21 protein-coding genes, 1 pseudogene and 1 riboswitch are annotated in these 22,761 nt (G+C 38.5%); of the genes and pseudogenes, 13 read left to right on the top strand and 9 right to left on the bottom strand.

The window, feature by feature from the left end; translation table 11 throughout:
• Positions 1–192 precede the first annotated feature (192 nt).
• The gene (locus QBK89_RS06300; protein WP_284140180.1) at positions 193–966 is read left to right on the top strand and encodes a TerC family protein; all 774 of its coding nucleotides are present in this window, start codon (positions 193–195) and stop codon (positions 964–966) included.
• A 378-nt stretch (positions 967–1,344) separates the two neighbouring features.
• Here the strand turns inward: QBK89_RS06300 and QBK89_RS06295 are convergent, their stop codons facing one another.
• On the bottom strand, positions 1,345–2,328 hold the full coding sequence (locus QBK89_RS06295) for a DUF4003 family protein (RefSeq protein WP_284140179.1): 984 nt from the start codon (positions 2,326–2,328) through the stop codon (positions 1,345–1,347).
• Positions 2,329–2,342: 14 nt separating this feature from the next.
• Positions 2,343–3,134: a CPBP family intramembrane glutamic endopeptidase gene (locus tag QBK89_RS06290; protein ID WP_284140178.1), complete on the bottom strand. Its 792-nt coding sequence runs from the start codon at positions 3,132–3,134 to the stop codon at positions 2,343–2,345.
• Positions 3,135–3,280: 146 nt separating this feature from the next.
• Here QBK89_RS06290 and chrA point away from each other — a divergent pair, with 146 nt between their 5' ends.
• The 3 genes from chrA to QBK89_RS06275 all read left to right on the top strand — a co-directional run bounded on the left by chrA (position 3,281) and on the right by QBK89_RS06275 (position 6,662).
• A complete protein-coding gene (gene chrA, locus QBK89_RS06285) occupies positions 3,281–4,456 on the top strand; it encodes a chromate efflux transporter (protein WP_284140177.1) in 1,176 nt (391 codons plus the stop codon).
• A gap of 34 nt (positions 4,457–4,490) precedes the next feature.
• A complete protein-coding gene (locus QBK89_RS06280; RefSeq protein WP_284140176.1) occupies positions 4,491–4,931 on the top strand; it encodes an OsmC family protein in 441 nt (146 codons plus the stop codon).
• A 336-nt stretch (positions 4,932–5,267) separates the two neighbouring features.
• Complete coding sequence (locus tag QBK89_RS06275) at positions 5,268–6,662, top strand: L-cystine transporter (RefSeq protein ID WP_284140305.1); 1,395 nt, start codon at positions 5,268–5,270, stop codon at positions 6,660–6,662.
• A gap of 44 nt (positions 6,663–6,706) precedes the next feature.
• Here QBK89_RS06275 and ligD read toward each other — a convergent pair whose 3' ends face one another.
• Positions 6,707–8,518, bottom strand: a complete 1,812-nt coding sequence (ligD, locus tag QBK89_RS06270; RefSeq protein WP_284140175.1) for a DNA ligase D — start codon at positions 8,516–8,518, stop codon at positions 6,707–6,709.
• A gap of 105 nt (positions 8,519–8,623) precedes the next feature.
• Between ligD and ku the strand changes: the two genes are divergently transcribed.
• The 4 genes from ku (at position 8,624) to QBK89_RS06250 (ending at position 13,211) form a co-directional block, all read left to right on the top strand.
• The gene (gene ku / locus QBK89_RS06265; protein WP_284140174.1) at positions 8,624–9,460 is read left to right on the top strand and encodes a non-homologous end joining protein Ku; all 837 of its coding nucleotides are present in this window, start codon (positions 8,624–8,626) and stop codon (positions 9,458–9,460) included.
• A 309-nt stretch (positions 9,461–9,769) separates the two neighbouring features.
• The gene (locus QBK89_RS06260; RefSeq protein WP_284140173.1) at positions 9,770–10,780 is read left to right on the top strand and encodes an acyltransferase family protein; all 1,011 of its coding nucleotides are present in this window, start codon (positions 9,770–9,772) and stop codon (positions 10,778–10,780) included.
• Positions 10,781–11,008: 228 nt separating this feature from the next.
• A riboswitch (purine riboswitch) is annotated at positions 11,009–11,110 on the top strand.
• A gap of 218 nt (positions 11,111–11,328) precedes the next feature.
• Complete coding sequence (locus QBK89_RS06255; protein WP_284140304.1) at positions 11,329–11,910, top strand: xanthine phosphoribosyltransferase; 582 nt, start codon at positions 11,329–11,331, stop codon at positions 11,908–11,910.
• Entirely contained in the window at positions 11,907–13,211 is a 1,305-nt protein-coding gene (locus tag QBK89_RS06250; protein ID WP_284140172.1) for a nucleobase:cation symporter-2 family protein, read from the top strand. The genes QBK89_RS06255 and QBK89_RS06250 overlap by 4 nt, the downstream gene beginning before the upstream one ends.
• Before the next feature lie 123 nt (positions 13,212–13,334).
• Here the strand turns inward: QBK89_RS06250 and QBK89_RS06245 are convergent, their stop codons facing one another.
• Positions 13,335–14,684, bottom strand: a complete 1,350-nt coding sequence (locus QBK89_RS06245; RefSeq protein WP_284140171.1) for a YjiH family protein — start codon at positions 14,682–14,684, stop codon at positions 13,335–13,337.
• A 283-nt stretch (positions 14,685–14,967) separates the two neighbouring features.
• On the opposite strand from QBK89_RS06245, the pseudogene QBK89_RS06240 reads away from it, so the two are divergent.
• From QBK89_RS06240 to QBK89_RS06230, 3 genes and pseudogenes are all read left to right on the top strand, one after another.
• Positions 14,968–16,526: pseudogene (locus QBK89_RS06240) on the top strand (FMN-binding glutamate synthase family protein).
• Positions 16,527–17,024: 498 nt separating this feature from the next.
• Positions 17,025–17,309: a YwdI family protein gene (locus tag QBK89_RS06235; protein ID WP_284140170.1), complete on the top strand. Its 285-nt coding sequence runs from the start codon at positions 17,025–17,027 to the stop codon at positions 17,307–17,309.
• Positions 17,310–17,327: 18 nt separating this feature from the next.
• On the top strand, positions 17,328–17,699 hold the full coding sequence (locus tag QBK89_RS06230) for a DUF423 domain-containing protein (RefSeq protein WP_284140169.1): 372 nt from the start codon (positions 17,328–17,330) through the stop codon (positions 17,697–17,699).
• 7 nt (positions 17,700–17,706) lie between these two features.
• Here QBK89_RS06230 and QBK89_RS06225 read toward each other — a convergent pair whose 3' ends face one another.
• The 3 genes from QBK89_RS06225 to QBK89_RS06215 form a co-directional block, all read right to left on the bottom strand.
• On the bottom strand, positions 17,707–17,958 hold the full coding sequence (locus QBK89_RS06225; RefSeq protein WP_284140168.1) for a hypothetical protein: 252 nt from the start codon (positions 17,956–17,958) through the stop codon (positions 17,707–17,709).
• Positions 17,959–18,043: 85 nt separating this feature from the next.
• Entirely contained in the window at positions 18,044–18,496 is a 453-nt protein-coding gene (gerQ, locus tag QBK89_RS06220) for a spore coat protein GerQ (protein WP_284140167.1), read from the bottom strand.
• A 153-nt stretch (positions 18,497–18,649) separates the two neighbouring features.
• On the bottom strand, positions 18,650–19,072 hold the full coding sequence (locus QBK89_RS06215; protein WP_284140166.1) for a cell wall hydrolase: 423 nt from the start codon (positions 19,070–19,072) through the stop codon (positions 18,650–18,652).
• 424 nt (positions 19,073–19,496) lie between these two features.
• Between QBK89_RS06215 and QBK89_RS06210 the strand changes: the two genes are divergently transcribed.
• Positions 19,497–19,721 carry a hypothetical protein gene (locus QBK89_RS06210; protein ID WP_284140165.1) on the top strand — a complete coding sequence of 75 codons (225 nt, stop codon included), beginning with the start codon at positions 19,497–19,499 and terminating at the stop codon, positions 19,719–19,721.
• Between the two features lie 81 nt (positions 19,722–19,802).
• Here QBK89_RS06210 and hemQ read toward each other — a convergent pair whose 3' ends face one another.
• Positions 19,803–20,552, bottom strand: coding sequence for a hydrogen peroxide-dependent heme synthase (gene hemQ, locus QBK89_RS06205; protein ID WP_284140164.1), 750 nt, complete (start codon positions 20,550–20,552; stop codon positions 19,803–19,805).
• A 267-nt stretch (positions 20,553–20,819) separates the two neighbouring features.
• Here hemQ and pta point away from each other — a divergent pair, with 267 nt between their 5' ends.
• Positions 20,820–21,797: a phosphate acetyltransferase gene (pta, locus tag QBK89_RS06200; RefSeq protein WP_284140163.1), complete on the top strand. Its 978-nt coding sequence runs from the start codon at positions 20,820–20,822 to the stop codon at positions 21,795–21,797.
• 82 nt (positions 21,798–21,879) lie between these two features.
• On the opposite strand, the gene QBK89_RS06195 is transcribed toward pta, so the two are convergent.
• Positions 21,880–22,743: a lipoate--protein ligase family protein gene (locus tag QBK89_RS06195; RefSeq protein WP_284140162.1), complete on the bottom strand. Its 864-nt coding sequence runs from the start codon at positions 22,741–22,743 to the stop codon at positions 21,880–21,882.
• Positions 22,744–22,761: the final 18 nt, after the last annotated feature.

Genomic DNA, 22,761 nt, shown 5'->3' with positions numbered 1-22,761 from the left:
TGATGGTCTTTACCTATCGGTGGAGACCATTTTTTATTGGTTTAATATGCACTTGTTACGGGGATTTGTTGGATAGATGGCTGGTATTAGTAGGAATTGTGGGATTCATATTAATTATTAACCTCACTATCACTTTAATCAACTGTATTAGTGTCGTGCTTAAGCCATAATGACGAAGGAGAGAAAGATAACATGGATGTACAATTACTTGTAGAGTATTTATGGGTACTGGTCGTATTAATCGGTCTTGAAGGTCTCTTGGCTGCTGATAATGCATTAGTGCTAGCAATTATGGTAAAGCACCTGCCAGGTGAACAACGGAAAAAAGCGTTATTTTACGGGTTGTTAGGAGCCTTTATTCTGCGCTTTGGATCGTTATTTATCATTTCGTTCCTTGTAGACGTTTGGTGGGTACAAGCATTAGGTGCTGCCTATCTTTTATTTATGGCTATTAAGCATTTATATGACAAGCTTTGGAAAAAGGAAAAAGAAAAAAGTACAAAAGAAGCTGCTGGCAGTGGTTTTTGGATGACAGTAGCAAAGGTAGAATTTGCGGACCTTGCTTTTGCTGTTGATTCTATTTTGGCTGCAGTTGCTTTAGCTGTTGCGTTGCCAGCAACAGGGCTTGGTCAAGTTGGAAGCTTAGATACAGGACAATTTCTCGTTGTTTTAGCAGGAGGAATGATCGGGCTAATCATTATGCGTTTTGCGGCAAACGTGTTTGTAGAATTACTTAACAAGCGTCCTGGCTTGGAAATTGCTGCGTTTGTTATTGTCGGTTGGGTCGGGGTTAAGCTAGCATTAATCGTATTTGCTCACCCAGACATTGCTTTGATTCCATATGGTTTCCCACATTCGACAACATGGAAGTTGATTTTCTATACAGTACTTGTTGGAATCGCAGTTGTTGGTTGGTTTCTTTCTGGAAGAGACAGCAAGAAAAAAGTACAACAACAAGATTTATAAATTCCAAGCGAATTACTAATGTATGGACCATTTATGGTAGGACTGGACAAGTTCTAGATGAAAGCAAGAGGCTAGGATATAAAAAAATCATCCGAATAATCGAACGAAATATGGAAGAAAATAAATTAAATTATTATCGAGCAGTTGAAATGGGTGAGACTCCTTCGGGAACAGCACCAGGGGAACGCAGACTAAAACCGCTACGTCCTGTGGCAACGTCTGCGCTAGTACGTCCTGTACGTCGAAAAACCCACTCGGAAAAGCGTACTTTCTTTTCCGAGTTAGTTGAGGCCGTGCCCGAGGAAAGCGAACCCATTTTCTAATTACACTAAAAAAATTAGGGTTTTAAGCTAAATACGCTAGTTTTGATCCAGCCTTTTATTGCCCATTATTCGTAGATGATAAAACAACTGCACTCGTTATTGCCGTTGTCATAGCAATTTGCTGTGCTTGTAGTACAGACTCTAATGTTGTATAAATACTTGTTTCTGCTAAATGAATGTGGGTTAATTTATCCTTTGCAAAAAAAGCGATAGCAAGAAAAACATTCATGTCCTTTTGCCATTTGAAATCCTTTTTCTGATTAAAGGATTCATAAAGCTGAACAATTGCTTCCATATTCACTTCTTCAGGAGGAAGTAAGGCAAGTATCCCGATAGCAGGGTAATACATTGCTTTTCGCTTTAACCCATAATTACGAAACGCGTCATATAATTGGACTGTTCGGTCGACTAACCGAGCTGGATCATCCTCTGAACCTAGCGCAAGAATATGGCTTAAAGATTGCAAATCATTTCCTTTACGAAATCCGCTTTCGCTTAATGCCTGGTAATAGGTTTCCGTCTGAGCAACAATACTATCCTTCGTCTCGAACCCTAGCAAAATTGCTAATGGATAATCTTCCTTCGAGGTTAAAAAGATATGTTCGTCTTTCATTCCATCATATATCTTTTTAGCTTTTGAGATGACCTGCCGTGGTTCAACTTCTTCTGTCACTGCTTTTGTAAGTAAAACGGTTGCAGCAAGATACGTGAATATCCCTCTACTAAAGCCTTCATCAAGAAGTGCTTCATATAATTCAAATAACGCAGGCACCTGCTTCTCACCTGTCTCAAAATGAACGTCGAGCATTGCAGCAGTAGTAAACCTAGACTCGGATCGTAACGAGGAAAATATTCCTGCATGCTGCTTTATGGCGTTTTCCAGGCTCTTAAACTGTTCCAGATTAAAAGGTTTGTCATGTAATACATACATAGAAGCAATTGTCATTAAAATTTTGTTGTCAGATACCTTCCAACGGAAAGCATCTTTTAGTTCTTCATAAATCAATGTACACGCATTTAATTGTTCTTGTAGTTTCATTATTTATTCTCCTTTCAATGGTTCGTTAATACTGCTTTGTTTTTTCGAATAAAGGAAATGAGTAAAGAAGTTGCAATCAGTAACATCATTAAGTTAGGAAGCATGGTAGCATGTACTTCTTCAATGGTACGATAATCTACAAAGGCTGGAATTGGTGGATCAATCAACGCTAAGACAGTAATAAATCCGTTATTTAAAATATGTACCATAATGGGCAGTAATAAGTTCCCGGTCTTTTGATAGATAAGAGATAAGACAAAGCCAAACATAAAAGCTCCGATAATATCTGTATGTAAAATACCGAACAGAACATTTGCGACAATAATTCCAACAATTAAATTGTATTTGGCGCTTAGTCGTTTAAAAAGAATGCCCCTAAAAATAAATTCCTCTGCGATTGGACCAAGAATGCTAATATAAAGCGCAGTGAGAACAAATGGAACCGTTTCATTTGGAAATATATCTATTTCTTGTAAGAAATAATCCACAACACTAGGAAAAATAAAGGATAATCCATAATTCATTAACCAAAAAGCACCTAATGAAAAGAAAAACAGTACAATCGTTATATAGATGAGCATTGGAAAAACGTCTTTCATTGAATGAAAGGTCATGATGTCCGTGAACCGTTTTTGTTGTTTTTTTAATTGCATGCCAACCCATATAATTGGAAAAAATCCAAGAATCGAATAAGAGAAAAGGAGAAGAAAGGTCGTTTCACTAGTAAAAAGTGCGAGTATACTTAGTGCAAAGGTTAATAGCACACCCGCAATTAAAAAGGTGTGAATCTTCATTTCTTCAAACATGGGCATCCTCCTAAAAAGCTTTTCTTTTTTTACTACGAATTAATCGGGTGAATCGTTTCGTTAAATTGTAAAAAGTTCGTAAATTCGCTGAATGACAGATTGGATTATGTTATTTTAATATAGAATATGTTCTTTAGGAGGATCTAATGAAAGCAACACACTCTATTTTAGAAATATTACGTGTTTCGTTGAAGCTAGGATGCACTTCGTTCGGTGGTCCTGTTGCCCATCTTGGATTTTTTAAAAATGAATACATTGACAAACGAAAGTGGATTGATGAAAAAACATACGCTGATATTATTGCTCTATGTCAGTTTTTGCCTGGTCCAGCGAGTAGTCAGGTAGGGATAGCGATTGGTATGGTTCGAGGGGGATTAATTGGAGGTATTGTATCTTGGTTCGGATTTACGATACCATCTGTTATTGTTCTCATGCTGTTTGCAATGCTTTTTCAAGCAACGACGGTTGGGGAGCCCACCTGGATTACGAGTCTAAAAATAGTTGCCGTTGCAGTAGTTGCTCATGCTGTACTCGGTTTAGGAAAGAAGCTGACGCCAGATAAACCACGAATTGCGATTGCTATTGGAGCAGCAGCTGTCATGCTTCTATACGCATCAACAATCGTTCAAATTGGAGTCATTATAGCTGCGGGGCTTTTAGGTGCGCTATTGTTTAGAAGCGAAGTAGAGGCAAGACTTGTTCCGTTTACCGTGTCCATCTCTAAAAAGCTGAGTGTTGCTGCTTTAGGTGTTTTTGTGCTGTTGCTTGTTGTTTTACCGATTGTTGCCCAGTACGTTTCAAACAGTAATATTCAATTGTTTGATATGTTTTTTCGAGTTGGCTCACTTGTATTTGGTGGTGGGCATGTAGTCCTTCCATTATTAGAACAAGAAATTGTTCCGACAGGTTTGTTAACAGGAGATCAATTTTTAGCAGGCTATGGAATGGTGCAGGCTGTACCTGGTCCATTATTTACCTTTGCTAGCTATTTAGGAATGATGCTTGAAGGAGTTACTGGAGCGGTTATTGCCACTGTGGCCATTTTCTTACCGTCATTTTTACTCATAATTGGAACATTGCCGTTTTTAAGTACATTACGCACGAAAAAGCGTGTCCAAGGAATGCTTATGGGTGTGAATGCTAGTGTTGTTGGTATTTTACTTGCAGCTTTCTTCAATCCCGTATTCACAAGCGCAATTACAGGGGGAGCTCAATTCGCATTAGCAATCCTTTTATTTGCATTGCTTCAGTTTTGGCGAGTTCCAGCCTGGCTCGTTGTAGTCATTGGTGTTAGCATTGGACAATTTCTTCCATACCTATGAGATATATCACTTTAACCTAATGGGGGCGAAATATATGGCAGAGCACGTATTTCATTTACAAACAACCTGGCCTGGTGGAAGAAACAGTGATGGCTATATTGAAGCTCAAAATTTAAGAACAAAAATTTCTATTCCACCTGAAATGGATGGACCAGGTATTGGAACAAATCCGGATGAAATGCTTCTTGGAGCAGCTGCAACATGTTACATCATCACGTTGGCCGCGATGATTGAAAGAGCTAAGCTTCCATTGGACAAAATGCAAATGCAATCAGAAGGAATCGTTGATGTGACAGCAGGAGTTTTTACGTATAAGAAGCTGATTCATCGTCCAACCGTATCCTTACTTCAACATGCAACGAAGGCTGATTACAAGCAACTAGAAAAATTAATCTATAAGGCAGAGGAAGCCTGTATGATATCGAAGGCTTTACGAGGGAATGTGGAAATTGAGTTACAGCCTTCTATACAATAAGGTGAGCTACTGCTATTCCATCATTACATACCATGAAAAGTAGTTAGGGGGTGGGGAAGAACACCTCCGTCCTTTATACAGAAAGGTGGAGAGCTTGTTTGAAGTAATAACGTTTTTAGTAGCACTGCTCCGTTTCACTGGTTTATATACACCCAAAAGATTAAACAACCTTCATCTAAAAATACAATGCAAACTTTTCCGTTGACAATCCCTTTGATGCTTAGTAACATATAATTCATACTATTTTTATAGGAATTATATGATTTGTATTGGCACAAGCAAGTATGAATTGCATATTATGAAGAAAAATAAGTGTCACAATAGGAGGGTTCAATGATGAATAGCATGTTAATAACCGTTAATATTCTCGCTTTACTAGCTATTATCGGTATCATTATTTGGATGCAAAGAAAGCATCTTTCATTTACAAAGCGGGTTTTCACGGGCCTTGGAGCAGGTATACTATTAGGTGCTGCGCTACAAGCAATTTATGGAACTGGCTCGGACATTCTAACGCAAACAACGGATTGGTATAACATTGTTGGAAGAGGCTATGTCAGTTTATTGATGATGATTGTTGTTCCATTAGTAATGGTGTCGATTATTCAATCGATCATTAACTTAGAAAAATCATCTGAGCTAGGTAAAATTTCTGCGTGGATTATAGGAATTTTAGTCTCAACAGCAATGGTTGCAGCTTTAATTGGAATTGGTGCTGCAGCATTATTTGATTTAAATGCTGAGCAAATTGAAGCAGGTCATGCAGAAACAGATCGAGGCCTTTTGCTAGAGGAAAAGCTCGGTGAGGTTGAAAACTTATCCACTCCGCAAAAAATTGTCAGTTTTATTCCATCTAATATCTTTTTAGATATGACTGGCCAGCGCTCTACATCCGTTATCGCTGTCGTTATCTTTTCAATGATTGTTGGAATTGCAGTACTTGGCCTGCGGAGAAAAAATCCGGAGCAGGCGGAGATGTTTACGAAAATCGTCAATGCATTCTATGCGGTTGTCATGCGAATTGTAACATTAGTTCTGCGTTTAACACCATTTGGTATTTTAGCTTTAATGGCTAACACTGTTGCGAATACAGATGTTGCTGGAATCATGGAATTAGGGAAATTTGTTCTTGCATCCTATGTTGCGTTACTTGTAATTTTTGTTTTCCATCTATTATTAATTGCTGGATTTGGTTTAAATCCGTTAACTTACCTTCGTAAGGTTATACCAGTGCTCGGATTTGCCTTTACATCCCGATCTAGTGCTGGAACAATTCCACTGAATATTCAAGCCCAAAAGAATTCATTAGGTGTAGATTCTGGTATAGCGAATATGGCTGCTTCGTTTGGTGCAACTATTGGTCAAAATGGGTGTGCTGGTATGTACCCGGCGATGCTTGCAGTCATGATCGCGCCAACGGTTGGTATTGATCCATTTACCCCGGAATTTCTTATTAAACTTGTCTTGATAATCGGGATAAGCTCATTTGGGGTTGCCGGTGTAGGTGGAGGAGCTACCTTTGCTGCGTTAATCGTGCTTTCATCTATGGGACTTCCGGTTGCCCTTGCCGGCTTACTCATTTCTATTGAAGCATTGATTGATATGGGTAGAACCGCTGTTAACGTTAACGATAGCATGGTAGCAGGAACATTAACTGCGCGGATTTTAGGAAAGCTTAATATAAAGACTTTTCAAGATAAGAATGCAATTGAAGAAAATGTTTCATTATAGAAGAAGGCCGCTCCATCATGGGGCGGTTTTCTCTTTGCATAAAATTAACACTGAATGAGCTGTAAAAGCTTATCCATTTTTTGATGCCTTTGTGCCTCCTGGTAGTTTGCAAAAGGACAGCCATACTCATGAACGCGGGAAACAACCGTGTTAATGGTGAATTGCTCTGGTCGGAGATTCTTATTGATTTCTTCCCAGAACAACGGAGTTGCGACTGTTGCTTCCGCCGTCTTTCGAGGAGAGTATGGCGCGATGAGCGTTTTATCTTTTCCATGCTGTACATAATCAATATAAAGGCGTCCGTTTCGATTACGTTTCATCCGTTCCGTTGTGAACATCGCAGGGTTTGCTTGTACGATCGTTTGGGCGATTGCTTGTATGAAAACAGCCGTCTCATCGTATGTTAAGCTTGCTTCAGGAATTGGAATATGAATTTGCAAGCCTTTATTTCCAGAGGTTTTAATAAAAGAATGTAATTCAAGACCATCAATCAAACGTTTGATTAAAAGGGCAGCTTCAATTGCCCAAGCAAAATTATCGCGACTAGGCGGATCCAAATCAAAAACGATTTCACATGGATAAAGAGAATCTATTCGCTGAAATGGGGTATGAAATTCAATTGCCCCATGATTCGCAAACCAAATTAAAGCCTCTAGCGAAGGGCATAAAATAACCTTTTCTTCGGTTCCTTCTTGCCTTTCGATAAAAGAAGGGGCATAGGAAGGTAAATGCTTCTGAAAGAAATACGCTGCTTCTACACCATCTGGACAACGAATTAAGGTAAGTGCTCGATCGGCGAGAAAGGGAAGCATGTAAGGCGCAATTTCCCGCATGTAAATAAGGAGCTCTGCTTTGGAATAACCTTTTTTTGGCCAGTACATTTTATCAGTATTATTAACTTGAATGGAGTCAGGAAGCATCACCATGTCAATTGCTAATTGCTCTTTTGTACATTTTGCTGCATCGGTATGCGGTTCTAATTGCGCAAATGCTGGTTCTCGTAGCTCCTGCTTATATAAATCGAGCGTATGAATAGATGCACATATTGCAGGAGGAAGATGATAAGTGCTTTGCTGCTTTGTTCCATTTTCAAAAAATAGCTGTTTCACCAGTTCTAACGATTTTTCATCGAGTCCATGCTTGCATTTCCCGATTTCTTCGGTTTTTTTTCCATTGACGATGGAGACGGAAAAGTACCCATTTGCTGGGTTATATTGTGTTAACGTTCCCAAAATCGTTCGCCAATTTTTTATTTTAAACCAATCTGTATGTGTTTTCCCTGCCTGGTAAGAACTGTTCTTTCGTTTTGCAATCATCCCTTCACTTTTGAAAGTAAAAATCAACCTCCATAGTGTATCTGGGTCTTCATATGGCATTACGGGTTGAAGCGGAGAAGCGGGCGCTCGTTCAGAATTAGGGAGCAGCTGAAACAGCAGTTTTTTACGCATATGTAATGGTTCTTTTTTAAGGCAAACTTTTTTGTGCTCCATCACATCAAATGCCATGAAGGTGGCAGGTCTTTTTAGGGCTTTTTCTAAAATAGTTTTTTCATTTTTGAGTCTGCCTCGTTGTTGAAGTAGTGAAAAATTAGCCTGAAAGGGATGATTTAATATCACAAGTTCGCCATCTAATGTAACGGGGAGTGAGGTAGTTTTTGTTAAAGCAAATTGCTGACATGCTTTAACAATCTCCGGAAAATTATTAGATAAGTCCTTCCCGTTTTTGCTCGTAAGTCGGATCTTATTTCCCTTGTCATCTATGGAAATGATACAGCGAAAACCGTCGTACTTCACCTCGTATAACCAATCAGAGCCTTTCGGAATGTCGGTGATAGTGATTGGCTTCATTATTTGCATGACGATTCCTCCTTTTTTATTATCGTGCCGTATCTTTTTAAAAATAACCATAACGGATAAAAGAAGTAGAATTTCGCAAACTAATGCAAAAAAGGAGGATCCACGATGCACACGATGTGGAAAGGTACAATAAGCTTCGGACTAGTAAATATTCCTGTGAAGATGCACGCGGCTACAGAAAACAAAGATGTCCAATTTAGACAGCTCCATAAAGAATGCCAAACACCGATTAAATATGAAAAGACATGTCCAGTCTGTAATCGAGAAGTAAAGAATGAGGAAATAGTGAAAGGGTTTGAGTATGCTAAAAATAAGTTTGTTATTTTAGATGAAGAAGACTTAGAGGCGTTACGCAAAGAGCAAACAGATAAAGCAGTTGAAATAATTGATTTTGTTAAGTTAGAGGAAATTGATCCAATTTACTTCGAAAAAAGCTATTATCTGTCACCAAACGAGGGAGGTACAAAGGCATATGGACTGCTGCGAACAGCGTTAAAGGATTCTGGAAAAATTGGTGTAGCAAAAATGATTATCCGAGCAAAGGAGCAGCTTGCGGTGATTCGTGTATACCAAAACACATTAGTTGCTGAAACGATCCACTACCCAGATGAAGTGCGCAACGTGCTAGATGTACCAAATGTTCCCGAAGAGGTGGAGACAGGAAAAAAAGAACTCGAGACTGCAAAAATGCTCATTGATCAGCTAACAACTGAATTTAATCCAGAAAATTATAAGGATGAATATCGAACAGCAGTACTAGATTTAATTGAAAATCGCAAAGGTAATGCGCAAACAGTAGTTGCGAACGAAAAAGCCCCAACACCAAATAATGTTACCGATCTCATGGAAGCATTACAGGCATCGTTAGAAAAGGCTAAGAAAGAAAAGCCGAAGCCGAGACAACCCAAACGAAAAACGAAACGAAAAACAGCAGAAGGATAAAAAGCAGAGTTTCCAATCATCATTGGAAGCTCTTTTACTGTAGTGTGGACAGCGACAACTCCGCTTATTGAGCGAGGAGCCCCCAACTCGATCAAGAATCACCCAACTTGAGCGAGAAAAGCCCCCAACTCGATCAAGAATCACCCTCCAAAACACATTGCCACTCTTTTACAAACATGCTTCAAATTTTCAATTAATTTACAAGAAAATAACATCCATATGAAGAATTGACGACAAGTGATTATCGCGATGCTAGAGGAGGTAAACTAGTATTAACATACGAATGTGCAAAAGAAAAGGATGAGTTCAATGGAAAGAAATGCATTCTTTGATAATGCAAAGGTTATATTAATCTTTTTAGTTGTTTTTGGGCATATCATTCAACCTTTTATTGCGGACTCGCAAGGGATGAATACGCTATATATGTGGATATACACATTTCATATGCCTGCTTTTATCTTTCTAGCGGGTTTTTTTGCAAAGGGCTCTGGAAATGGAAAATATATATTGAAATTAGCGAAGAAACTATTAATTCCATATTTGATTTTCCAGATTATATATACTGCTTACTATGTAGCTATTGGAAAATCAGGGTGGGAGGCCGATTTATTTTATCCACATTGGTCGCTATGGTTTTTATTTAGTTTATTTTGTTGGCATATATTGTTATTCTGGTTCAAAAAAATCCCGCCTTTATTAGGGATGGCAATAGCAATTCAAATCGGATTAATTGTCGGTTACTTTGGTCAAATTGGGCATGCATTTAGTTTGTCTCGAACATTTGTGTTTTTTCCATTCTTTTTACTTGGATTTTGGATGACAAAGGAGCATGTGCTTTGGTTAAAGCACCGGAGCGTAAAAGCAGTTTCCTTAGTACTACTGGCAACAGTAGCAGTTGGCGTTTATTTTGCTCCGGATTTTAATTCTGGCTGGTTGCTCGCATCTAAGTCTTACTTTGACTTAGGTATGCCTGAATATGGCGGCATAGCCCGGTTACTCGTTTACGCCACATCTGGAATAATGGTCTTTAGTATATTGGCATGGATTCCAACGAAACAAATGCGTATAACAAGCTTAGGAACGCGAACAATGTATGTTTATTTGCTCCATGGATTTTTCATTCAATACTTTCGTCAAGCAGATTTATTTAAAATCGGTTCGTTTATTGATGTGATTGGATTGGCGGTTATATCTGCTGCAATTGTTTTCCTTCTATCAAGCAAACCAGTACTCGGAATTTCTCAGCCGCTGATAGAAGGAAGTGCATCTCGAATAAAGCGATTCTTTCATAAAAAACGAGCAAATCAAGAAGTGTGGTAAAAAAAGCACCTCTTTAATGCACAGGCATGTTCCGACCGTAACTAGCAGTAAGACTTTTAATGATTCTTATCAAAAAGATCAACGGATTAGAGACAGCCACGTTACCCATTAATATTGCTATAACATTAACGTCGTTTCCTCTTCTTCCTAAGCATACTCTTATCAAAATTAATGAATCATTTTCACAAAAAATGCTTGAAAAATGGAAAGGGCATGCTATAATAGTGACATTCAAATAATGCATTCACTCATATAATAGCAGGGATATGGCCTGCAAGTTTCTACCGGTTTACCGTAAATAAACCGACTATGGGCGGCATGTAATGTAAAAATAAACCCGTTTAATCAATCTGGGTGAATTTTTGCATTTATTTCCTATCGAATTGAAAGCTCGAAGGAACTTGCTCCACTCATAGTATGGGTGGCTGCTCGTTTCTGAGAGCTTTTTTTGTTGTGCAATAAATAAGCATCTGTATACGACTGCTTTATCTCGCTATTCACAGCAGCTTGGAAATTACCACACACATTTTAGGAGAAGGAGCATGATGATGAAAGCATTAAAAAGCAAAATTGTGCAACAAGGAAAAGTTTTATCGGATACCGTATTAAAAGTAGATTCATTTCTAAATCATCAAATCGACGCCACGCTGATGAAGGAGATTGGAGAGGTGTTTGCGAGTAGATTCAAGAAGGATAATATTACGAAAATTGTTACCCTCGAGTCATCTGGCATCGCACCTGCAGTCATGACTGGGCTCGTCTTACATGTTCCAGTGGTGTTTGCTCGTAAGAAAAAGTCGTTAACCTTATCTGAGAACCTATTAACTGCTAATGTTTACTCTTACACAAAAGAAGAAACGAATACAATCTCGGTTTCTCGTGATTTTATCAAGCCAGAAGATAATGTGTTGATTATGGATGATTTTTTAGCAAATGGTCAAGCATTGCTTGGATTACTTGAGATTGTTGAACGTGCAGGAGCTAGCATCGCAGGAGCAGGCATAGTCATTGAAAAAGGCTTTCAATCAGGAGGAGAGCTTGTGCGATCCCGAGGAATTAGAGTAGAATCACTTGCTACTATCGCTTCATTACAAAATGGAACGGTTACCTTTAAGGAGGATGACAAATGAAAAACGGATTAAAAGCGACAACCTTAGGAATACAGCATTTATTAGCGATGTATGCAGGAGCAATTATCGTTCCATTAATTATCGGAAGCTCGCTAGGCTTAACGAGTGAGCAGCTCACATATTTAGTTTCCATTGACATTTTGATGTGTGGGATTGCCACGCTTTTGCAGATTATGCATAACCGTTTTATTGGTATCGGTCTTCCTGTAGTATTGGGCTGTACGTTTACAGCAGTTGGTCCAATTATTGCTATTGGAAGTCAATACGGTATCACAGCAATTTACGGTTCAATTATTATGTCAGGACTTATTATTGTTTTTATAAGTGGATTTTTTGGCAAGCTCGTGAAATTTTTCCCACCAGTTGTTACTGGTTCAGTGGTTACAATAATCGGAATTACGCTTATCCCTGTTGCAATTACGAATATGGGTGGCGGACAAGGTGCAAGTGACTTTGGTTCGTTTACAAATATCGCTTTAGCATTTGGTACCTTGGCAGTAATTCTGCTCATCTATCGGTTGTTTACTGGTTTTATCCGTTCTATCTCCATTTTACTCGGGATCGTTTTTGGAACAGTCGTAGCAATGATTCTTGGGAAGGTTGATTTCACACCGGTAACAGATGCAGCAGTATTGCATCTCGTGCAACCATTTTATTTTGGCGTGCCAACTTTTGAATGGTCGGCAATTTTAACGATGACGTTAGTTGCGATGGTTTCTCTTGTTGAATCTACAGGCGTTTATTTCGCATTAAGTGATATTTGTGAAAAAGAACTGTCAAAAGAAGATTTAGCACAAGGCTATCGTGCAGAAGGGTTAGCTTCTGTTATTGGTGGAATTTTCAATGCGTTTCCTTATACGACATTCTCACAAAATGTTGGTTTGATTCAAATGTCTGGTGTTCGCTCGCGAAAAATTATTCTCATTACTGGGTTAATGCTTATCGGGCTAGGGTTCTTGCCGAAAGTAGCAGCAGTTACGACAATTATTCCTACATCAGTACTTGGTGGAGCGATGGTAGCAATGTTTGGAATGGTTGTATCACAAGGCATCAAAATGCTAAGCGGCACGATCTCACAGTCACAGGAAAATTCCATGATTGTCGCATGCTCTGTAGGGATCGGTCTTGGGGTTTCTGTTGTTCCTGATTTATTTTCCCACCTGCCAGAGAGTGTCCAAATTCTTACGAGTAACGGCATTGTTGCAGGAAGCCTGACAGCGATCGTTTTAAATATCCTTTTTAACATGCTTCCTGCTCGCAAGAAGAACAATAAAACTGTGCTACTAAAACAAGAAGCGTAATACGCTAAGCCGATAAAAATAGCGGTCAACTGCACATTTTCTTCCTACATGTAAGATCCCCCTGCCCATTATATCGGGGCAGGGGGATCTTACATTTTATGCAGAAGCGCGCTGGCTGCTTTATTAAAAAAGCATATGTGCAATCGCAACAATCACTGGTAAGGTAATGAGTGTCCGTAGTAAAAAGACAATAAACAAATCTTTAAAGGAGACAGGTACCTTTGAACCTAGTAACAGGCCCCCCACCTCTGACATGTAAATGAGCTGTGTAACGGATAACGCCGCAATAATAAATCTAGTTATCTCTGCATCAATGGAAGAACCGATAATTGCAGGAAGAAACATGTCGGCAAATCCAATTAAAATTGTTTCGGAAGCTTCCGCAGCAAATGGCACTTGCATGAGCTCTAGTAAAGGAATAAAAGGCATTCCTAACCAAGAAAACAAAGGTGTTGTTTCAGCGATCACAAGAGCAATAAGTCCAAAGGTCATGACGACAGGTGCTACTCCCATCCACATGTCAAGCACATTTTGTACACCTTGTTTAATAAACTGTAAAACACTTGTTTCCTGTTTTGCACGTGCTAACGCTTTAGCATAGCCGTGGCTGAAGGCTGTTGCCCCTGCTGGCAGGCTTTCATCAACAGGTTCTGTCGTATTTGTTACATACGTATCTGCTTTTTTTGATAATGGTGGGATGCGTGGCATTATTAAAGCGGCAACGAATCCAGCAGCTAGCACGGTAAGGTAAAAAGGAATAAACATATGTTCTAGATCAACTTCTTTAATGACTACGAGCGTAAATGTAATCGATACAATGGAGAACGTTGTACCGATGACTGCCGCTTCTCGTTTCGTATAATAGCCTTCCTCATATTGCTTGCTCGTCATTAAGACACCAATTGTGCCATCTCCTATCCAAGATGCAAGTGCATCAATGGAAGAACGGCCGGGGAGTTTAAATAATGGTCGCATAATCTTTGTCATCAATGTACCGAATAATTCCATCAATCCGAAATTCATTAGTAATGGGAGAAATAATCCAGCAAAAAGAAATACAGAGAATAAGACGTGTAATAAGCTTCCTAGCAGCATTGCCCCAGTGTTTTCGCTCCAAATTGCTTCTGGTCCAATCTGATAATAGACGAGCACAGCAAAAATAGCTGCAAGTACACGAACAATCGTCCAAAACCAGGTTGTATAAAGTAATGTTTGAAAGAATGGAGTCTTTTCTAAGCTGTGCTTTCCAGCTACTTTGGCAAGCAAAGTAAAGATAGCAGTAATAACAATGATGATCATCATAATAAGTGACAGCTGATCTGCCAGTTTTTCTTGTACCCAGTTTGCTAGAATAGCAATAGGGATTGTAAATCCACTCTCTATTTTGATAGGTGACATAAATAAAATCACACCGATTAGTGAAGGGATAATAAATTTCAGATGATCAATGATGTGATATTGCTTTCTCTTCATAAAAAGACCTCCAGTAAAATATTTCCTTTATTATAATTGAAATCATTAATTTGTCCAAAAAACATAACGAATGAGCCTGTATAAATATACAACTATTTGAATTAAATTTCAATGGTGTTTTCGATTTTTCTCTCATTTCCTGATAAACGAAGAAGGCCTATGTTTATCGGTCCGCTCAATTGGGAAGGGATTATTACACTTATTTTACAAAGGACTTTTGTCATAGGGGATTATTATTTGAAGTAAATCTTTATATTCCAAAGAACGAAAAGGACGTGTTTTTATGGAAGGAAATATAATGATTGGATTAATATTGTTCCTTATTTTAATTATCCTGATTCCTTTATTATTCTTGCTTCGAATTTATATCCATGATCAACGGCAAGAAAAACATGCTATCTTGCGTAACTATCCACTATTAGGGAAAATGCGCTATATCTTAGAGAAAATGGGACCGGAGTTACGGCAATATTTTTTTAATAATAATCTAGAAGGCAAACCATTTAATCGCATACAATTTGAATTTGTTTATAAAGCTGCAAAATATAATTCTAGAATGATAGGCTTTGGATCAGAACGTGACTTTACAGAAGAAGGATATTATATGGTAAACGATATGTTTCCGAAGCAACGAGAAGAAATGAGAGTCGAGCAATATCCACTCATTCATTCAAAGCGCTATGTTTTGGATAATGAATCATTATTTAGTCGAAAGGAACACCGTGTAGAGGAAGATTTTGAACCATTTCTACTTCCAGATGAGGACGCAATTATCCTTGGTGAGCATACTGTGAACTATCCGTTTAGGGTAAAGGGACTTATTGGGCAATCAGCGATGAGCTATGGTGCATTAGGTGATCACGCAATCACTGCGCTGGCAGAAGGCTTAGCACTGGCAGGTGGAACGTGGATGAATACGGGTGAAGGCAGTGTGTCCCCATATCATTTAAAAGGGAATGTTAATCTAATTATGCAAATAAGCTCCGGTTTATTTGGTGTGCGTACGGAAGATGGCGCATTTTCATGGGAACGTTTTAAAGAAAAAAGCGATATGGAACAAATAAGGCATTTGAACTAAAACTTGCTCAAGGCGCGAAACAGCGTGGCGGACATGTTGATGGAAGTAAGGTGACAGAAGAAATTGCGGAAATCCGTAGTGTAAGGCCTTGGACAGAGATAAATAGTCCAAATCGATTTGAACAGTTTTCAGGAGCAAAAGAAATGCTAGATTTTTTAGCACAAATGCGTCGTATCAGTGAAAAGCCAGTGGGGACAAAAATAGTGGCTGGTAATGAAGCGCAGTTGGAAAGCTATGTACAGGCTATGCACCAAACTGGAATTGTACCAGATTTTATCACGGTAGATGGTAGTGAAGGGGGTTCTGGTGCGACGTATTATGAATTGGCTGCATCTGTAGGCCTGCCAACTTTTACGGTGATCCCAATGCTTGATGATTTATTAAGAAAGTACGGAATACGTAATCAAACTTATATTATCGCTTCAGGAAAATTACTGACGCCAGACAAGATTGCTATGGCATTAGCTCTAGGTGCTGATTTGATTAATATTGCTCGCGGTTTTATGATGAGTGTCGGATGTATTATGGCAGAGGTGTGCCATACGAATCGCTGTCCAGTAGGTGTTGCTACAACAGATCCTAAACTACAAAAAGCTTTAAGTATTGATGAGAAAAAATATCGTGTATGTAATTATTTGCTTTCGTTGCGCGAAGGTCTATTTGAAATGGCTGCAGTTATGGGAATTGATTCACCGACAAAATTTTCTCGAAAGCATATTGAGTGGAATGGACGATTCAAGGAAGCGATGCATCAACATGTGTAAATATTCTTACGTTAATGAATTCTGGACAATCCAAAGCGTATGTCTAAATACGTCATATTGTCTGTAAATTATTTATTTTACAAACCCTTGAACCATTTCCCAAAAAACGTTACAATATAGGAAATAAAGATTGGTTTTCTACTTTGGGGGGATTTCAGCATATGGTAAGCTTCAATCAATTTTGTGAAGATACAGAAGTCGAGTTAGGTAGGGAACTTTTGATGGATGAGCTTGTTTTTTTAAGGTGGTTGCATGAACAGTACGTCAATGAACAAAAAAAAGTAAATGTTTAATGTATGCTTCGTAATCTAGTTTTGGCGTTTTAACGGAGAATGAACGAATAACGTAAGTAAGTATATATACATAAACGCAAGCTTTATTTTACTGATGGAACTATAAGGACAATATATGCGTCCGATAGTTCTTTTTTAATGTGCTTTATATACGGACAAGCGAAAAAAACGTGTTATACTTGGTAGCGGGAAGGAGTGAACGCGAATGGCAGTAACGAACCAGATCATCCTTAAAAAGATGATAGAGGAATTGGAGAAAGCCAATGTCCATGCTGACGATCGTCCAAAAATGCTACCACATATAAATAGTATTCGACTATTGTGTGATATACTCCTAGCTGAGGAAGGCGAAGGAGCTTCTGCATCTTCGAATAGATTAAAGGAAAAGATAACGTTAGAAGAAAAAAAGGCTATGTTTGGTGATGATATCTCTCTAGATGAGCCTGAATCTAACGACGGGGCAAATGGGAAATCTATCTTTGATTTTTAATAGAAAGTAGGGGTAAATATGAAATTGTTTTTACTTTTAGGAGTTGTAAATGGCTTTTTAGCAGTAGCGCTTGGTGCATTTGGAGCACATGGATTAGAAGGAAAAATTTCTGAAAAAGCGCTTGGCACATGGGAAAAAGCTGTGAATTATCAGATGTTTCACACGATGGCATTACTTGTAACGGGATTGCTGTACGCAAAGTTTCAAAGCAGTAGCCTTATTGGAGCAGGCTGGCTGTTTTTTGTTGGTGTTATTCTATTTTCAGGCAGCCTTTACATATACTCCACATCAGGCATTAAGTTATTTGCAATGATCACCCCATTCGGTGGTGTCGCATTTTTAATCGGTTGGGTACTTTTAGGATACGCGGTCGTAAAATATGTGTCATAAGTATGGGTTACAGCGTTAATAGAATGTAAACAGCAAATAATAAAAGTAAGACTGCACGTACTATTTGTTTTATCGCATTTAACGTATGATACGTATGCCAAAGGCTTAGTCCATCACATAGAAGACTTATTGTAATAAGAACTATGGAAAGAAAGATGAGTATAATCGAGCTTTGTACAAGTGCAATGATTCCAATTAAGATGGCAAGCGCAAGGCAAATAATTTCTCCACGAATAAATTTTTCGTAAGGGTGCCTCATGGAATCGCCTCATCTATAAAAAAGTATAAAAAGGATAGCACAAAAAGGAGAGGTGAACATCATCCTACGTGCTATCCTTTTAACGTTATCTTGGTGAATACGTAGCGTATTGACCGGTACCATCATATGGGTAGGAATAATTAATTTCTTCATCAAATGTAATATAGTCTAGGTAGACTGTCAGTAATAAGTAACGTTTTCCTGTTTGCGGATCACTTAGAATTAAGTGATCTCTTCCTGCTGCTTCAATTACCCCTTTGAAAATCTTAGCATTCCACTCTTTGTTATTTTCAAAGGTCATATACACGGTTGCTGGTTTTCCACGATTTAAGCGTAGAATGTTTTCTACATAGGATTGCTCAATTGGAAGCATTCCTGGAATTGCAGGTGCTTGTGTTGTTTGAGTCTGTGGGTATTGAAATTGTCGATAGTTATATGATGGGTAATATGCTGGAGATTGTGCTGGTTGATAAAAGTATGGGTAGGATTGGTATTGACCAGAATACTGGGTGCCTTGATTTTCTTTGTTTTCACTCATGAAAATCCCTCCTAATGTCTTTTCGTTGATGATGCTAGTCACCAACAGGATGTTAATCAAAATCTGCTTTCCTTTAGCTATTAGGCAAAGGAGACTGCTCAAGTGGGCTAGCTATTCACTTCCACATACACTAGGTCAAGTTTTTACGGGAAATCAATATACATTTGGACAATCTGTAGCAGTTGGAGAATAAAAACAATGCGATTTGTAGCGGCCACTGTTCCATTGATCGTACCATTGGGCAGGACAGCTTCCAGCTGGCTTAAAGAACCAAAGTGAATTTGTAGCAGGATGATAGCGATCGCCACGAATTACCTGTCTAGCCAATTCCTTATCAGACTCGCGCGCGCGCTGATAAAAATATCCTTTTTGTGTTGCTTCAAATCCACCTGGGCTTTGGAATACCATGTCATCGATGGACCGTATTTTTGTGAAATCCAGACAATTTGACTTCACCCGATTCACACCAACATTTCCGACCATTAGCATTCCTAGCTTTCCTTCTCCCTCTGCTTCTGCTCGAATTAATCGTGCTAATAAGTCTACTCCTTTTTCGGTATAGGGAATGACAGCCACTAATATCCCTCTTTTCTTTTGTGACATTCTGGATGCCAGGTTCACTAGATTATATGTATGAGCATAGATAAGCTATTATGACAGGATAGGTATTTTTAGGGAGATTTTTCTTTGTTTGATGAGGTATATAAAAAAGCGATTACGATGCTTTGAAAATATCTGTTTTGGCTTGTTTTCGTGAACACGCTTATCGATAGGATCATTATGATTCTCGCTATCAAACTGGGGAACGTGTACAAGTGGCGTAGCCAAAGTGAAAGAGATCCGGATGGAACACAGTTCGCACAACTTTTAAATGATCACTTTATAATGAGCAATAATGGATTTGATTTAAATATTTTAAATAAAATAAAAATTATGTAATAATATTTATAATTGTAAATATCACTCTTTTAACAGGGGGGTTACGAACGAGGAGGTCTTTATGCTAAAAAGAAATGTAATAAATCAAACAATTGGTTTTCTAACGGGATTATTTGTCATATTGCCTATCCTTCATTGGGCTGGAATTCCTACATTTGAAAATGTGTTCTTTATATTATTGGGTGAGCCAAACAATATAAAAAGAGCATTTGCAATAATTATGTCGTTATTGCTAATCTTATTAATTAATAAAATATTTAATGCAGATAATAAGAAAAAGACTTAATTCCTAAAAAAGAAATTAAGTCTTTTGTTATTGGTGCATCAGTGGGCTTTGTCCAATGTGATTTCCCACTAAAAACAGCATTTAAACATGTAAATATGCTGCAATGTCCTCTTTTGCAAGAATATTACCAACAAAGAATTCACCAAATTCACCGTAACGAGAGCTTACCTCATCAAAGCGCATTTCGTAAACAATCTTTTTAAATTCAAGTGGATCATGAGCAAACAAAGTTACGCCCCATTCCCAATCATCAAGTCCAATAGAACCGGTAATATACTGTTTTACTTTTCCGGCATATTTTCGCCCAGTTTTACTATGTTCATAAAGCAATTTGCCACGTACATCTTTTTCTAAAGTATACCAATTCTCTTCTCCATGACGCCGACGATTCATTGGGTAAAAGCAAATATGCTCCCATTTTGGTAAGGTAGGTCTTAATCGTGCTTGAGTCTCTGGTAATGTTTCTGGATCAATGCCATCTTTTGCAGGACGATATTTTGCTAGTTCAATGATGGATACATAAGAATGAGCTGGAATCATAAATTCAGCCATTTTCGACTTGTTCAGCTCTGTTTCTAAATCATTAAGTTCGTCCATTGTTGGGCGTAAAAACATAAAGATCAAGTCAGCCTTCTGACCAACTATTTTATACATTGCATGGCTACCATTCTTATCTGCTTCTACAGCTTCCCATTTGTGTACAAGTTTTTCAAAGCTCGTAATGGCTGCTTGTCTTTCTTGTGCAGATGCTAGCTTCCAGGCTGTCCAGTCAATTGTGCGGAAATCATGTAAGGAATACCAGCCATCCATTGTTTCTACTGCTTCAACCATGAATATCTCTCCTTTATATAGGTGTTAAATCCTCATATTTCTAAGCATATCCCTAAACTAAACTATATCATAAGTAAGGAATCGTTAGCATTGAAGAAGGGTTAAGAATAAGCGTGTGTCTTTGGAAAGGTAGCAGTATGTCATCAATTTGTTAGAATTTATGGTTCAGATTTCTTTATACAACCTCAAAAGTATACTATGATTTTAATAAGGAGACGATGAAAGAGAAGAAGAATATGCTCAACATAAGATTCGGAGGTCGGAAATATGAGTGCGTTATTTAAAGCAATAGAGGAAAAAGTAAAAGGGACAAATAAATCAATTGTTTTTCCCGAAGGAACCGATAATCGTATTTTAAAGGCTGCAGAAAAACTAAGTAAGGACGGAATGGTCTTACCGATTCTGCTTGGAAATCAAGAAAAAATGGAACAGCTAGCGGCTAAAGAAGGTATTGATTTAAGTTTATGTAAAATGATTGATCCAGCTAAATATGAGAACACATCGAAAATGATAAATGAATTTGTTGTGAGAAGAAAAGGAAAGGCTACCGAAGAACAAGCGAAGGAAATCTTATTGGATGAAAATTACTTTGGTACAATGCTTGTTTATATGGGAGAGGCAGACGGGCTTGTTAGTGGTGCTGCGCATTCAACTGCTGAAACGGTAAGACCTGCATTGCAAATTATTAAGACAAAGCAAGGGGTTCGAAAAACTTCTGGTGTCTTCATTATGGTAAGAGACCATGAAAAATATTTATTTGGTGATTGTGCGATTAATATTGCCCCTGATAGTCAAGATCTTGCGGAGGTCGCTGTGGAAAGTTCGGGAACTGCACGGCTATTCGGAATCGATCCTAGAGTGGCATTGTTAAGCTTTTCAACGAAAGGATCAGCAAAATCAGCAGAAACAGAGAAGGTTGAGGAAGCATTACGGATAGCAAAGGAAAAGGACGCCCAACTTGTAGTGGATGGAGAATTTCAATTTGATGCTGCTTTCGTACCGGAGGTGGCAAAAAAGAAAGCACCCGATTCAATTATTCAAGGGGATGCTAATGTCTTTGTATTTCCTAGCTTAGAAGCGGGAAACATTGGGTATAAAATCGCGCAGCGGCTTGGAGGCTTTGAAGCAGTAGGTCCGATACTTCAAGGGCTTAACCAACCTGTCAATGATTTATCCAGAGGATGTAGCGTAGACGATGTGTACAAGCTTGCTTTAATAACGGCGATGCAAGCCGAAGAACAATAAGTGTCTTAAAAGATAGTCACCTGTCTCGAAGGTTTTTTAAACTATTTCGAGACGGGCTTTTATTTTTAAATCGAACAATGCTTTACTGAAAGTCTCCGATTATTGCGGAAATCTTTTCATTACGTTTTAACATTTGTTGATAACGAGATGAAAACGTTTGTTGTTCTTCGACAGTAATATCCTGTACAACCAATTCCTCGCTTAGCTCGTGTAATGCATTTATGACACGATTTTTCATATCGTCTATCGTGAGATCGATTTGCAAAAGCTCACGCAAAGACGCCATCTTTTCTGGCTCAATTTTCGGATAGGAAAACTTTGTTTCTGCTCCTTGGATACTTTTCTCATAAAAGGCTTTTATCATGGCGGCACGTTCTTTGCTTTTTCCTTCCACATCGAGATAAATCTGAATTGCTGCACCATCTTTAATTCTCCGCTGTGATATACCAGCAAATTTTTTCCCGTTTATGCTTAAATCATAATCACCGGGGCAGTAGGAACCAACGATTTCATATGCCTCAATGGCTGTTGTTATATCCTTCAGCATGTATTGTACAAAGCGCACCATTGCTTCATAGCACTTATTAATGGATAGTTGCTTTACGCCAGGAAGGATAAGTGAAAGATTCAGTACACCTTCATCAAGGACCACAGCAAGCCCACCAGAATTACGAACGACTACTTGATAACCGTGGTTTGCTAGCATCTGGACACCAGCTTCAAGATATGGAAGTCTTGCATCAGGAATACCAAGAACAACCGTTTTTGGATGGACCCACATTCTAAGAACGGGAGGTGATTCCTTATCACTCACGGAGCTAGCTAAAGCATCATCGATAGCAAATGAAGCTAGCGCAGTATATGGCTTACCTAGCAAATTTTGTTGGTTTGAATGGTCAATATATCGAAAGAGATCATGTGTTATGATTTCCTGCCAATTATTCATATGCGACTCCTTATCTAC

Origin of the sequence: Virgibacillus sp. LDC-1 (genome assembly GCF_030137545.1) — a bacterium.
GTDB lineage: Bacteria > Bacillota > Bacilli > Bacillales > Amphibacillaceae > LDC-1.
The sequence above is the reverse complement of the archived record's forward strand: the minus strand, read 5'-3'. Positions and strand labels throughout refer to the sequence as shown.